This window comes from Acinetobacter sp. (assembly GCF_041919735.1).
In the GTDB taxonomy this organism is placed as follows: Bacteria; Pseudomonadota; Gammaproteobacteria; order Pseudomonadales; family Moraxellaceae; genus Acinetobacter.
The window spans coordinates 35,511-48,936 of the sequence record NZ_JAYRTF010000012.1; the positions used below are offsets into that span (position 1 = coordinate 35,511).

The following is a 13,426-nucleotide window of genomic DNA, read 5'->3' on the forward strand; positions in this document are numbered from 1 at the left end:
AATATGCCTACAAAATAATTATATTTTTAGTATTAAATATCGGTTATAGATAAAACATCAATCAGGATGGATTGATGGAAAAACAGGGAGACAAAGATGGTCCCACTCGCACATACCGCTGTGCTCAAAAACTATTTTGATGTCAGTCAGCGGCTAGACTTAAATCCATATCACTTACTTTCCAGTGCTGGAATTTATCCTGCGTTGCTTAATGACGTCAAACAGCGGATTCCTGTCGATAAAGCCATTGATTTGCTTGAGCAGTCAGCTCAGCTCAGCGGCTGTGAAACATTCGGCCTTTACATGGCTGAACAGCGCCAGCTCGCTGATTTTGGCGAACTCAGCCTATTGCTGAGCTACCAGCACACCCTTCGTGATGCACTGCAAACGATTGTGCGATATCGCAATATTATTAATAATTCGCTGGAAATGTACCTCGAAGAAGTCGGCAATACTGTCATTATCCGTATTGAGGTTGTTTCTGAGTTTAATGCTTACAGCCGCCAAGCCATTGAATTAGCGCTCGGCATCACGCATCGCTTTTGCACCGCCCTGCTTTCTCAAAAATGGAATCCGCTGAGCATTCATTTTTCCCATAGAGCGCCGCATGACCTGACTGTCCACCAGCGTATCTTTGGCTGTCCTTTAGAATTTGGCAGTGAGTTTAATGGCATTGTATGCACCATTGCCGAACTGGATAAAATCAATCCGCAGGCCAATACGGCTATGGCCGATCACGCACAGCGCTATTTGGATATTGACCTGCTGCGCAATGAAAATGAGTCTTCGATTATTTTTGATATCCGTAAAAGCATTTATCTGCTGCTGCCGATGGGCCGCGCCACGATTGTTCAGGTTGCTCAAACGCACGGTGTCAATGTCCGCACCCTGCAGCGCCGTTTAGAAACCTCAAACACCAGCTTCAGCAGTTTGATTAATGATGTCCGGCAAGTGCTGGTTTTCCGCTATTTAAAGAATCCCAATTATTCCCTTGCTCAGGTTTCGGATATTTTAGGCTATTCAATGCCGAGTTCTTTTACGCGCTGGTTTATCAGCCAGTTTGGCGTTTCTCCAACAGTCTGGCGGAATAACAATGCCATTCTGCATTAAGCCTGCAAAGGCTTCGCGGCTCTGCATGCAAAATTAAATCTTTTCTTGAACCATAAAAAATCACCAGCTCCATGGAGCTGGTGATTTTTTTCATGCGTATGTTTTTAAATTTTTAAATTAAAACAGCCAATGCATAACCGCTAGCACCAGCAACACCAGGAAGACGCTTTCTCCGATCATAAAGAGGACCGGCTTGATTCCAACCGTCGCCAATTCTTTAAACTGGGTTTTCATGCCAAGCGCGCTGATGGAAATAATCAGACACCAGCGAGATAAATCATTCACACCGCCCTGCACCATTGATGGAATCCAACCTGTGCTGTTAATGCATGCAAGGATTAAGAAGCCTACAGCAAACCATGGCAATAAAGGCGGGCGTTTCCCTGTTGATGCAGCGCCTTGCATACGGGTAATCATCGCCGCACAGACAATCACCGGTAAAAGCATGGCAACGCGCATCAATTTCACAACGGTTGCCGTATCTCCAGTTTCTGTGGACATGCTGTAGCCGGCACCGACGACCTGCGCAACATCATGAATGGTTGCGCCTAAAAAGATCCCCGCGTGCTGCGGTGACAGCTCCAGCCACTGCGCAATCATCGGATAGACAATCATTGCAATGGTTGACAGCGCAGAAACGCCGATCACAGTAAATAAGGTGGCTTTTTCTTTCTGCGGATGGTTAGGTAATGCCACCGATAATGCCAAAGCCGCTGAAGCGCCGCAAATGGCCGTTGCACCGCCTGTCAGCATTCCAAATAAACGCTGGAACCCGATGAGTTTCGCCACCACGACCGATACCGAAATGGTGACCACGATCAGCGTCAGCACCAATACAATCGGCTGCCAGCCTAAAGCAGTGATCTGCGCCAAGGTAATCCGCATGCCTAATAGCGCGATGCCGATACGCATCACCGTACGGGCGGTAAATTCAATACCTGGCTTGCAGGCGCCTTCAGTCGCTAAAAAACTCAATCCCATGCCAAGCAATAATGCAAAGAGCATGACCGGAGCACCATAATGCTCCGCTAAAAAACTGGCCGCAGCTGCAGCGACCACGCTGACTGCAAAGCCGGGTGCAAGCGCCCGCGCTTTTTGACCGATCGCAGAATAATCTGTGGCTGTCATCTGAGAGTTACTCATGTTCCTACTCCATCTTCCAGCAGAATTACAATATTTTTTTCATTTATTTCAATTGGATAGGTTTTTACTTTCAGCATGTCCGACTTGAGCATGCAGCCATCCTTTAAATTAAAGCGCAAACCATGTGCACTGCACTGAATGGTGCAGCCTTCCAATTTACCGCTGAACAGCGATGCCCCTTGATGAGGGCAGCTGTCCTCAATGGCATAGAACTCGCCATCGATATTAAAAAGGATGATAAATTTACCACCCACGTCCAGAAACACGCGTTCCCCTAATGCTGGAATTTTGTGCTCTGGCACTTCAAAACGGCTTGTCATACTGCAACCTGCCTCTGCAGTTCGAGCGCATCCAGCATTGCATCATATAAGGTGCTTGCCGCATGCGCGCCGGCCAATGCAAAACTGCCATCTATGACAAAATATGGCACTCCCTTTCCACCTGTATTTGCAGAAATAAAAGGAGTTTGAGGATCTGCCAGAATCTGCTTGATTTTCCCTTCATCAAATCCACAGTAGACTGCAATTTTTTGCAGAACGGCAGGATCTGAAATATTTTCAGAATGATGAAAATACGCAGAAAACAGGCCTTCAATCAGTAAATTCACATCTTCCGGCTTGCTGAATTTCATCACATTGAGAAATAAGCTATGCGCTTTTGCGGTATTGGGCATCCGTGGAATGCGTTCAAAATCAATATCGACACCAACGCCTTTTGCCGCTTGACGCACCTGCTCCTGGCGTCTTTTCACCGCCATGCTGGTGCCTAAGCGCTGCAAATAAAATGCTTTGTACGGTATGCCGTCCAAAGGAATCGCCGGCAATAATTGAATGCCGCGCCACTTCAGCTCAACATCCACATGTGGATGGCTGCGTTTCAATTGCTGAATGGCGAGATCTAATTGCCGTTTTCCAATCAGACACCAAGGGCAAATAAAATCAAAAAAGACTTCAATCCCTAATTTTGTTTTCATTTCTGGTCACCTTCTTGTGATGGCATATCGTGCTGTTCAGCAGATTTTAAATTAAAGCCCGCCATATCACGTAAATAGTGGCGCTTTGCATAGAAGAAGACAGCTGCAGCTGCAATACTCATTACCGGCATAATCTGAAATGCGCTATGCAAGCCAATCGCGTCGGATAACTTGCCTATCACTAAAGGCCCTAAAGCCAAGCCCAAAAAGTTGTTGGCTAAAGTTAAAGTTGCAAATGCTGTGCTGTGTACTGAGTTATGTGTCAGATTGGCAACCATGGCGCTCGAAGGGCCATTGGTGCCTATCGCCAAAAACATACCCAGTGCAATCACGATTAATTGAGGAACACCGACAGGCATCGCAAAGGCAATAGAAAGCAAGATGCAGCCAAGTAAGCAATAAGCAATCGCCAGCGTCACTTTACGATCTGGACGGTCCTTGCCTAGACGGTCACAGAGCATGCCGCACAAAATCGTACCCACGGCACTGCATAAGAGAATAACCGCAGAGATGACAGCAGCTTTATCGGTGCTCAGGCCATAGTAACGGTTAAGATAGCTTGGCAGCCAAACAATGACCGAACCGCCAACAAACAACTGCAGGCCGCTGCCAATATAGGTCGCAACCACAGAACGGCTTGAATAAATTGATCTGAGTACGTTTTTGTTTGGGCCATCTTTTTGCGTTGCAGCCAGTTGTTTTTGAGTTGAACCGATTTTTTTCTCTTTGACCAGCAGCGGATAGAGCGTTGCTAGAACTAAGCCAAAGATTGCCATGCCCGCAAAAGCCCAGCGCCAGCCAAAATGTTCAGCCAACACACCGCCTAAAGCCATGCCTAGAAAAGAACCGAAAATACCGCCTGCCATAAATGAGCTGGCCAATGTTGCACGCATATCTCTTGGGAAAACTGCAACAACCACTGCAATGCCGACACTACCGTAAGCCGCTTCACCAACACCGACTAAAAAGCGGGCAAACAGCATATGCTGATAGTTTTCTGCCACTGCGCAGCCAAGTGTCGCTAAACTCCACAACACTGCCATAATGGTCAAGCTTTTTACCTTACCGAATTTATCCGCCATAATGGATAACGGCAAGGTCAATAATCCGACCATCAAAGCAACAATACCGCTCAGCAAACCAAGTTGACTGTCGGTTAATGTCCATTCATTTTTAATCAGCGGAAAAACGGCATTCAGCACCTGACGAGACATATAGTCCGAAATCAGCAAGCCAAATGTAAGTGCAAAAACAATCCAGGCATATCGGCGAGGGATACCAATCGATGTATCGATGCCAGTTGCTGACGCTGTATATTGATGCGCTCCCATAACAACCTCCGTGTGTATTTTTATTGTGTTTTAGCCATATAGGCTGAAGAACTGCATCAATTCAATTTGCGCAGTTCTTCAGTTTAGACTTGAGTTCAAAAATCCATCTCGCTCAAGTCTGTTTTGTCATTAACGTTGAGGTACGCCCTTTTGACCCGGTTTACGGTTCGGCGCCATACCATTCGCCAGCAATGTTTCTTCAATGCTGTCGTACTGTACGCCAATACGGTAAATTTCACGTGCTTCTTTACCATTGGCAACTTCACGGCCTAGCTCATGAGCAATACGAACTGTCTGTTTAATTTGCTCAACAGAAGAACAGCGTTCGCCTTTGTGATCAATAATCGTATCTTCAATACCCACACGTGCATGCAAGCCCATTGCCATTGAAATGGTATTTAACGGCAAGACATTTTTCAGCAGCGACTCAGAAGTCAACGTACAGCCATCTGGAACGCGGTGAACGAAATTGAAGAAGTTAAATGGATTTGGACCATCGAAACCGCCGCCAATCCCAATCCAAGTTAAGTTCATTGGGCCTTTATACAGACCTTTACGAACCAAACGCTCCAAAGTTTCCAGACCATGCATACCGGTCAATTGGAAATGCGGCTGAATACCATTTGCTGCTAGGCGCTTAAGGTGTTCAATCAACCATTCTGGACCTGCAGGTACGGTCATTTCTGCATAAGCCGCTTGAACTGCTGGATGCTCCAACGACGTTCCTTTTAAATATTCAGGATACAAAAGCTCCATAATATTCATTTGCGTGGTGTTTACCGCAACGGTCACTTGGTCAGGTTTTGGTTCTAACTCTGCCAATTTATGACGCGTATCATCGCTCAGCCAAACTGCAGCTTCACCTTCGCTTTCTGGCGCAAATGAAATTGAACCGCCCACCTGAATGATCATGTCTGGCACTGCTGCACGAACACCGGCAATCAGTTCATTAAACTTTGAAAGGCGTTTTGAGCCTTTGCCATCAAGTTCACGCACATGCAAATGCAGTACTGAAGCGCCTGCTTCATAGCATTCCACTGCTTTTTGGATTTGCTCTTCCATTGTCACAGGAATATCTTCTGGGAAATCTTCCGGCATCCATTCTGGGCCATATGGCGCAACCGTAATCACCACTTTTTCCATGTTTTCTGGGTGCAAAGAATCGTCAAAGAATTGCATGTGCATCTCCTTATGTATTTTTAATTGTGAATTGAATTCGTTGTGTATAGAGCGATTTAACCTTTAATAGGTTGCATCGCCGATAATGCCTGCGCGTTCCATTTTGCGATGGCAAGCTGGGTAATCCATGACAGCATAATGCTGCGTGCTGCGGTTATCCCAAATTGCAATGCTGTTCGGTTTCCAGCGCCAACGGACTTGATACTCTGGAATATAGGCTTGCGTAATGAGGTAACGTAACAGCTCGGATGCGCCTGGATTGGCATCTTGCCCAAAGCGCACATTATCTTTAGTGTGGAAATTGCTTAAATGTGTGGTAAAAGCATTCACATACAGGATTTTTTCACCTGTTTCCGGATGTGTACGCACCACTGGGTGCTCTGCATCTGGAAATTGTGCTTTCAAAGCAAGGCGTTTCTCGATTGGCATGGCTGCGCCGAAACTCGCTTCAATACTGTGATAAGCACGCAGGTCAGCAATTTGCTCTTTAATATGCGCCGGCAGATTTTCATACGCCATCACCATATTGGTCCACATGGTGTCACCACCAACAGGCGGACATTCAAGGCAGCGCAGCACGCAGCCCATCGGCGGAACTTTGCGCCAGCTTGCATCGCTATGCCAAGCATTTTCATAACGATCGATCGGGCTTTCTGGGTTTTTATAAATCTGCACCAGACCCGGATGCTCCGGGTGACTGCCCACTGCCGGATGGTCTTCCAGCTGACCGAAACGCTCTGCAAACGCCACATGTTCTGCACGTGTAATATCTTGATCTCTCAAGAATAAAACACGGTGCTTTAAGAGGTTGCTGCGAATTTCTGAAAACAAGTCATTGTCATGAATCGCATCGGCTAAATTTACACCGCTTATTTCTGCCCCAATATGGCAGCTTAATTTTTCAATTTGCATAAGAAATCCTTTCCCGCAAAATTTTTTTAAATTACAAAAATGGATGATCCTGTGGTTTTACGCGCTTCTAAATCACGGTGAGCCTGAACTGCATCTTTAAGCTCATAACGCTGATTAATTTCAATTTTGATGCGGCCACTGCTGACATGATCAAATAATTCATCAGCAAGCGCTTGCTTTTCCGCAGGGTCAGCAATGTAATCTGCCAACGCAGGACGAGTAATAAACAATGAACCTTTCATTGCCAATAGCACTGGATTGAAGTCTGGGATTGGGCCAGAAGCCGTACCTACGCAAACCAATAGACCACGGCGTTTAAGCGAGTCAAGTGATGACATAAAGGTATCTTTACCCACACTGTCAAATACCACATTGACACCGACACCGCCGGTCAATTCACGTACGCGCTCAGCCACATTTTCAGTGCTGTAGTTAATAACATGGTCACAGCCATGTGCGCGTGCAATCTCTGCTTTTGCTTCAGAAGAGGTCGTTCCAATCACGGTTAAACCAAGCAGTTTTGCCCATTGAGAAACAATCAGGCCTACACCGCCCGCTGCTGCATGCAATAAAATGGTATCGCCTTTTTTGAAGTCATAAATACGGCGCATCAAATAAGCAGAAGTCAGTCCACGCATGGTCATTGCCGCTGCTGTTTCACATTCAATGCCTTCAGGCAACTTAATCAATACGTTGGCATCGACCAATCTTGCGGTACTATAGGCACCAAGCGTATTGATGAAACCGGTATAAGTGACTTTATCGCCCACTTGAACATTGGTCACGCCTTCACCTACGGCATCTACGATACCTGAAGCTTCAACGCCCATGCCGTTTGGCAGCGGGATTTTATAAGTGCCATCACGGAAATAAGTGTCTGCATAATTTAAGCCGACAGCAACATGGCGAACGCGCACTTGACCTGCTGCAGGCTCTCCTACACTGATCTCTTCCAGATACATCACATCTGGTGTACCAACTTCATCGAACCGTACTGCTTGATTTGAACTCATGTCCTTTTCCCTGCTGATTTTTATTCAGTATTAATAATTCCTGAATCAAAACTACAACATTCATCCAAGCACCCACTTCACATTTCACGACACCGACTTATCATTTTGCGACAATGCAATTTCAGTATTATTCATGAAGGATATCCGTAAAATAGTTGAAGCCATGCTGTCATGAAGCAAACGTGAAAAATCATCTAACGGCAAAATCGAATAGAGTGCTGATCTCATAGGCTTTATTCTTTTGACTTCCTCTCTATAAAGAAAATGCCCAATACTCTGATTGGGCATATTGACGGTTAATGAATTTGCTTGATCATTAAAAATTATATTTAAAAGCCAATGACGCAAAGTCACGGTCATCCATGACGGTAAATTTGTTATTGCCAAAAAAGTTGGTATAGGCCAATTCTGCCGAATATTTTTTCAGATAAGACATCGATACGGATGCGCTGATGCTCATTTGCCCTTCCTGAAAGTTTTGGCTGTAGCCGTGTACATCATGTCTAAAAATCAGGCTGGGTGAAATCACCGTCGATGGCAATAGATCAGTATAATTCAATGTTCCGCGAACCCTATAACCCCATGACCATTCACTGAAAAAGCCATCTCTGTTGCAATAGCGGCGGTTCATATCATCAATCACCTCATTAGACAGGTTGGCTGTGCCATAGGCGGTGCATTTAAACTCACCCGTTTCCTCATTATATGCACCGGTTGAAAGCTCACTGCGGCCATAAGCGCTGCTGCGGCCAATTCTTGAATTGCCAATATTGGCAATATGGTTAGCGCCAAGCTCTGAAGTCAATGTCAGCGCATTCGCCCCCATTACATTTGGAAATTGATGCAGCGCGCCCACCGACAATTGCGTCACAGGCAAGCGGACATAGCCTTGGATATATTCATTCATCTCAGGCGCCACACCTGGGTCTGTAAATGGTGTCGCAGGATCGAGCACCTGAAAATAAACCACGTCTGGCCCATTCAACTGTAAAGGCTGCTTCGGTTTAAAATTCATTTCACCAAAAACTGAAGTCTTGCCGACTTTACCCGCAAGGCTTAGACCATACATTTCAATGTCTTCAGGATACACTGCAAAAAACTCTGCGGTATTGAATTTATCTGCGCCTTTTTCCTTCACCGTGATTGCATCAAAGTTGGCGATGCGGTTGTGATAATTGGCATAGTAAATCCCCAGTTCAGCATTATTGAGACGCTCAATATTTTGCTTGATTGCGATGCCGTACTGGCCGCTATCCTTTGGCCGATGATCGGCTGTCCGCGGAATATAGCTGTGTGCCTCTAATGCGGTTTCAGAGAGTTTATCTTTTAGGCCTGCCATCAGCATCGGACTGCAATTGGCCGGCAAAACATCAGAAACCTCAAAGAATGTGCCGCAGCCATCCACAACTGCAGGTCTGAATTTAAATTGATAAAATCCTTCGACTTTTAGGCCATCATTCAGCCCAGCTGAAAAAGTCAGCATTTCTGTCGGAATTGTTCTTTCTTTAGCTTCCATCCCTGGGCGGGTCAATGAAATATAATTAAAGGCATTAACTGAATTTAGGCCATTGAGGAAATTATATGATTTCCCCCAGTCCAGCGTCTGTTTCCCAAGTTTGACATTCAGATTTTTCCCATCATTAAAATTAAAATTTTTCCAGATATAGGCTTCCCATAAATCAATTCCCTTGAACTTTGCCAGTCTCGGCCACTCAGAATCATCAAATGCTTTCAAATCGCCATGACCGGTTTCAAGCGCATGATCATACCAATAGGCTGTGCTGAGTACGGCGCCCTGCTGATCTCCATTTAAGCGAAAATCCGTAAAACCTTTTGCGATCTGGGAAATCGCATCATATTTAGAGAAATTCATCCGCCCATCATCCGCATTGACATCAATACTATAGCCATCTTTGCCGATATGATTGGCATCAGGTTTATAAAGCATGGACGCTGCTGGATCCTGCATGCTCCAGCTCGTTCCAAGCGCAATTGTAGTATTCACCTCAAGCTTCCAATCTGGATTCAGCTCGAAACTTGCCGCTGTGGCTTTGGATAAACTGAACATCACCCCAAAGACCAGCCAAATCCCCTGCACCGCGCGCCGCTTATCATTCATTCCAAATACAAAACCGCTCTTACTGCTATTCTTCACACCCAACACTCCATGTATTCTTATTTCTGACTCATTTCAGAGGTCAAAACCTGCTCAGCCTGAGCGTCCGCTGCTTCCTGTATATTTTTTTGTTCTTTTAATAACCGTGCAGGGATCACGATCAGCAGCAGGATTGCGCCGATAATCAATAAGAAACCGATCGCCCCAAAAGCCAGATAAATACTGCCTGTTTGGGTTTTGACAAATCCAACCAATGCAGGGCTGATCGCCGCGGCCAGGCTGCCCATGACATTAATCCAAGCGATGCCCAGCGCCGCAGTGGTCAGAGATAAATAAGCCGGCGGAATGGTCCAAAATAACGTCGCGGCAGAAAAACAGGCGCCGCAGCCGACCGTTAATAATAAAATGGACAGCGTGAGGTCATGCTGAACCTGACCGAGCAGCATAAAGCTGATTGAACCGACAATCATGGTCAGGGCCAAATGCCAACGGCGCTCAAGACGTTTGTCTGAACTGCGGCATAGTAAATACATGGCAATCAGCGCAAAGATATAAGGCAGACTGGACAATAGGCCGATTTGTTTAATATCTGCCACGCCAAACTCTTTAATCAGTGTCGGCACCCAATAGGTAATGGTGTTGGTCCCTGAATAAATGCACAGGAAAATAATCCCCATAATGTGTACACGCGGGTCCATAAAAAGCTGTTTAAACGTATTTTTTTCATTGACGGCAGGAGTTTGCTCAATGCTTAAACTGGTTTTAACAATATATTTTTCACGTTCGGTGAGCCATTTCGCCTGATCTGGATGATCAATCAGCCAAAACCAAGTCACAACCCCAAGAATCACAGCCGGGATCCCTTCAATAATGAACAGCACCTGCCAGTCTTTCAGCCCCATCCATCCATCAAAGGCAGACATAATCCAAGTGGCTAATGGACCATTGATAATTCCAGCAATTAAGCCCGCCATTAAAAAAATAGACGTCACACGGCCACGCAAAAAACCCGGAAACCAATAGGTCAGATATAAAATAACTCCCGGTACAAAACCTGCTTCCGCCACACCCAGTAAAAAACGGAAGACATAAAAGCTCGTGGTGCTTTCCACGGTGCTCATTAAAATGGTCAAGACACCCCACAGCAGCATAATCCGAGTCAGTGTGGCTTTTGCACCTACTTTTTTGAGATAAATATTGCTCGGTATTTCGAAAATCAAATAACCAATAAAAAATAATGAAGTTCCAATGCCATATGCGGCATCACTCAACAAAAGATCTTCTGACATCCGCAGCTTGGCAAATGAAATATTGATCCGATCAATCATATTTAATAAATAGGCGAAAAAGATAAAGGGGATAATTCTAAACATCACCTTTTTAAACGTTTTAGCCTGTTCTTCGGCGCTAATATGCTGCTGTTCCATTGCACTATTTTCCTAAATAAAACGCACACGAATCCCGAGATGGCATATTGTTTCTATACAATATGTCCCAGTTATGGGTGGTTTACTGATGTTTCCAATACTTGGGCCAAAATCGGAAAGCCTGTTTCAAAGGCTTCCATACCTTGTAAGCTCAAAATCTTAAGCACTTCCATGATTTGTTCTTGGCTTGCTCCGAGCGCAAGCGCTGCCCGCATATGCCGCTGCATACCCGGTGACCAGATATGGGTAATCGTTGCATCTCCTGCAATGCAGAGGAGTTCAACCCATAACGGCGGTAAGATTTTGTTGCGCCAGCTATGCATCGCCATTTTCAGAAAATCTTCTAAATAGGCAGGATCCCAGCGATACAGCGTGTCCCACAAAGGATTAAAATTCCCCTGTGCCCGCAATTCATTGCAGATAGGGGTCTCTACAGCCTGAGCAGGATCATTTTCTTGATCTGCTCTGTTCAATTGCCTTAATTCAGCTTCCAAAAGCGGCACGCCCAATGCGCAAGAATGTATGCCGACCACACTTGCCAGCTTAAATACTTCCATAATTTCCGCCCGGCTTAAGCCAAGTTTGAGCGCTTCCTGCAAGTGCTGCTGTACACCCGGGGCATATAAATGCGTTGCGGTGACATCGATGATCAAGCGAATCAATACCACAAGTTTAGGATCTAAAAGGTTGGTTTTACCCACAGTGTCAGCAAACTTTTGATAATGCTCAAGCCACTCCTGAGCCAGTTCATTTAAACTTTGAGACATCAAGTTCTTCCTTCACATCGCAAATCATCAGCACACCGAAAATCATCAGTTTTGGCGCCATGTTGAGCAAAAGCCTCAGCACAAGTGCGCCCGAGGCCAGGCCCGATACCCGTGATCAATACAATTTTATTGTTTAAATCCACTTTCTTTCTCCCTGTCCTTTTTTTGATTTTCAATCTCAAAAATGGGCGAAACTGATGATTACAGCACTAAAATGCGTCTGGCTTTTCATTCTGCGACAATGACTTGACTTTTTGCGACACCACCAGAACGGCATTGCGGATGAGGAATTTTCAAAAATTGAGCTCTGACCAAACCCGGTGCAAGGATTTATTGTTTTTAATGCCCAGCTGCAAAAATGCTTTCTGCATCAGATGACAGTTGCATCACAGGACGTTCATGTATTGATTAAATGGTGTATTCTTCAAACCTAATCAGGCATGTTATCCGTCGTAACACCTCAATCTTTTTCATATAGGCAACCAAGCTCAATCATGACACTAAAGCAATTAAAGGCATTTTTAGTCTTGGCGCGTACACTCAATTACGCCAGTGCAGCCGATGAACTGTGTTTAAGCCAATCCGCCATCAGTATCAGCATCAAAACACTGGAAGAAGAATTAGGCGGCAAACTGTTTAAACGCAACACGCGCCGAGTTGATATCACCCCCGAAGGTCAATCCTTAATTCCCTATGCCAAAAAGCTGTTAGCCAATTGGGAAGATATGGAAAAAGATCTCAAACAGCGTTTTCAACTGCAGCGCGGCACCTTAAATATTGCCTCTATGCCCTATGCAACACATGCAGTATTGCCTGAACTGCTGCATCTTTTTTCCAAGGCCCATCCGAATATTAATTTTTCGATCCATGATGTGCCCAATGAAAAAATTATTGAAAAAATTCAAGATGGTATATTTGAAATAGGAATTTGTTTTAAGCCTGAAACCTGCGAACACATGCACTTTCATCCCCTTTTAAATGAAGACTTTGTCGCGGTCATTCCAAAGGATCATCCTTTAGCGCATCAGCCCAGTGTGACATGGAAACAGCTTCTGGCTTTTCCATTTATCAGCTTGCAAAATCCGTCGATTGTTCGGCATATTATTGAAAAAAAATCTGCTGAAAACCATGTGCCTTTAGATCTCAAACTCGAATGCCATCAGGTGAGTTCATTGGCTCATTTTGTCGCTTATGGTTTAGGCGTCAGCGCGATTCCACGCCAGTTTGGAAAGTCTATTGATACCAAAGACAGTATTTTAATTGAAATTTCTGACGTCAATGTGCATTTGGAACTCGGGATTCTCTATAAAAAAGATCTGCATCTGTCTAATATTTCAGCGCAATTTATTGAAATTATGATGCAGCATCAATTTTAGACTGAGCTTTAAAATCAATGCAGTACACAAAAAATCTCCTTTAAATCTATCCTTTTTTAACTCCATCACTTTTTCCAAA

12 protein-coding genes are annotated in these 13,426 nt (G+C 44.9%); 2 read left to right on the forward strand and 10 right to left on the reverse strand.

The genetic code is table 11. The features are described from left to right. The first annotated feature begins 96 nt into the window (after positions 1-96). Positions 97-1,110 carry an AraC family transcriptional regulator gene (locus ACE3T3_RS08720; protein ID WP_374666010.1) on the forward strand — a complete coding sequence of 338 codons (1,014 nt, stop codon included), beginning with the start codon at positions 97-99 and terminating at the stop codon, positions 1,108-1,110. A 117-nt stretch (positions 1,111-1,227) separates the two neighbouring features. Here the strand turns inward: ACE3T3_RS08720 and ACE3T3_RS08725 are convergent, their stop codons facing one another. The 10 genes from ACE3T3_RS08725 to ACE3T3_RS08770 form a co-directional block, all read right to left on the reverse strand. Further along, complete coding sequence (locus ACE3T3_RS08725) at positions 1,228-2,238, reverse strand: YeiH family protein (protein WP_374666120.1); 1,011 nt, start codon at positions 2,236-2,238, stop codon at positions 1,228-1,230. A gap of 11 nt (positions 2,239-2,249) precedes the next feature. Next, positions 2,250-2,573: a Rieske (2Fe-2S) protein gene (locus tag ACE3T3_RS08730; RefSeq protein ID WP_374666011.1), complete on the reverse strand. Its 324-nt coding sequence runs from the start codon at positions 2,571-2,573 to the stop codon at positions 2,250-2,252. Further along, positions 2,570-3,226 carry a DsbA family oxidoreductase gene (locus ACE3T3_RS08735; protein ID WP_374666013.1) on the reverse strand — a complete coding sequence of 219 codons (657 nt, stop codon included), beginning with the start codon at positions 3,224-3,226 and terminating at the stop codon, positions 2,570-2,572. Before ACE3T3_RS08735 ends, ACE3T3_RS08730 begins: the two co-directional genes overlap by 4 nt. Then, positions 3,223-4,557, reverse strand: a complete 1,335-nt coding sequence (locus ACE3T3_RS08740) for an MFS transporter (protein WP_374666015.1) — start codon at positions 4,555-4,557, stop codon at positions 3,223-3,225. The genes ACE3T3_RS08735 and ACE3T3_RS08740 overlap by 4 nt, the downstream gene beginning before the upstream one ends. Before the next feature lie 129 nt (positions 4,558-4,686). Next, complete coding sequence (locus tag ACE3T3_RS08745) at positions 4,687-5,736, reverse strand: 3-keto-5-aminohexanoate cleavage protein (protein ID WP_374666017.1); 1,050 nt, start codon at positions 5,734-5,736, stop codon at positions 4,687-4,689. A 63-nt stretch (positions 5,737-5,799) separates the two neighbouring features. Then, positions 5,800-6,648 carry a TauD/TfdA dioxygenase family protein gene (locus ACE3T3_RS08750; protein WP_374666019.1) on the reverse strand — a complete coding sequence of 283 codons (849 nt, stop codon included), beginning with the start codon at positions 6,646-6,648 and terminating at the stop codon, positions 5,800-5,802. Between the two features lie 26 nt (positions 6,649-6,674). After that, entirely contained in the window at positions 6,675-7,661 is a 987-nt protein-coding gene (locus ACE3T3_RS08755) for a quinone oxidoreductase (protein WP_374666021.1), read from the reverse strand. Positions 7,662-7,977: 316 nt separating this feature from the next. Then, the gene (locus ACE3T3_RS08760) at positions 7,978-9,780 is read right to left on the reverse strand and encodes a DUF1302 domain-containing protein (protein WP_374666023.1); all 1,803 of its coding nucleotides are present in this window, start codon (positions 9,778-9,780) and stop codon (positions 7,978-7,980) included. A gap of 56 nt (positions 9,781-9,836) precedes the next feature. After that, the gene (locus tag ACE3T3_RS08765; protein ID WP_374666025.1) at positions 9,837-11,204 is read right to left on the reverse strand and encodes an MFS transporter; all 1,368 of its coding nucleotides are present in this window, start codon (positions 11,202-11,204) and stop codon (positions 9,837-9,839) included. 71 nt (positions 11,205-11,275) lie between these two features. Next, positions 11,276-11,971 (reverse strand): carboxymuconolactone decarboxylase family protein, encoded by a 696-nt coding sequence (locus ACE3T3_RS08770; protein WP_374666027.1) that lies wholly within the window; start codon positions 11,969-11,971, stop codon positions 11,276-11,278. A gap of 494 nt (positions 11,972-12,465) precedes the next feature. Here ACE3T3_RS08770 and ACE3T3_RS08775 point away from each other — a divergent pair, with 494 nt between their 5' ends. Beyond that, the gene (locus ACE3T3_RS08775) at positions 12,466-13,347 is read left to right on the forward strand and encodes a LysR family transcriptional regulator (protein ID WP_374666029.1); all 882 of its coding nucleotides are present in this window, start codon (positions 12,466-12,468) and stop codon (positions 13,345-13,347) included. Positions 13,348-13,426: the final 79 nt, after the last annotated feature.

Bases quoted from the DNA above. Each gene is read 5' to 3' on its own strand.
- ACE3T3_RS08745 (WP_374666017.1), bottom strand. From the start codon at position 5,736: ATGCAATTCTTTGACGATTCTTTGCACCCAGAAAACATGGAAAAAGTG.
- ACE3T3_RS08760 (WP_374666023.1), bottom strand. From the start codon at position 9,780: ATGAATGATAAGCGGCGCGCGGTGCAGGGGATTTGGCTGGTCTTTGGG.
- ACE3T3_RS08735 (WP_374666013.1), bottom strand. From the start codon at position 3,226: ATGAAAACAAAATTAGGGATTGAAGTCTTTTTTGATTTTATTTGCCCT.
- ACE3T3_RS08740 (WP_374666015.1), bottom strand. From the start codon at position 4,557: ATGGGAGCGCATCAATATACAGCGTCAGCAACTGGCATCGATACATCG.
- ACE3T3_RS08725 (WP_374666120.1), bottom strand. From the start codon at position 2,238: ATGACAGCCACAGATTATTCTGCGATCGGTCAAAAAGCGCGGGCGCTT.
- ACE3T3_RS08720 (WP_374666010.1), top strand. From the start codon at position 97: ATGGTCCCACTCGCACATACCGCTGTGCTCAAAAACTATTTTGATGTC.
- ACE3T3_RS08775 (WP_374666029.1), top strand. From the start codon at position 12,466: ATGACACTAAAGCAATTAAAGGCATTTTTAGTCTTGGCGCGTACACTC.
- ACE3T3_RS08770 (WP_374666027.1), bottom strand. From the start codon at position 11,971: ATGTCTCAAAGTTTAAATGAACTGGCTCAGGAGTGGCTTGAGCATTAT.
- ACE3T3_RS08750 (WP_374666019.1), bottom strand. From the start codon at position 6,648: ATGCAAATTGAAAAATTAAGCTGCCATATTGGGGCAGAAATAAGCGGT.
- ACE3T3_RS08755 (WP_374666021.1), bottom strand. From the start codon at position 7,661: ATGAGTTCAAATCAAGCAGTACGGTTCGATGAAGTTGGTACACCAGAT.
- ACE3T3_RS08765 (WP_374666025.1), bottom strand. From the start codon at position 11,204: ATGGAACAGCAGCATATTAGCGCCGAAGAACAGGCTAAAACGTTTAAA.
- ACE3T3_RS08730 (WP_374666011.1), bottom strand. From the start codon at position 2,573: ATGACAAGCCGTTTTGAAGTGCCAGAGCACAAAATTCCAGCATTAGGG.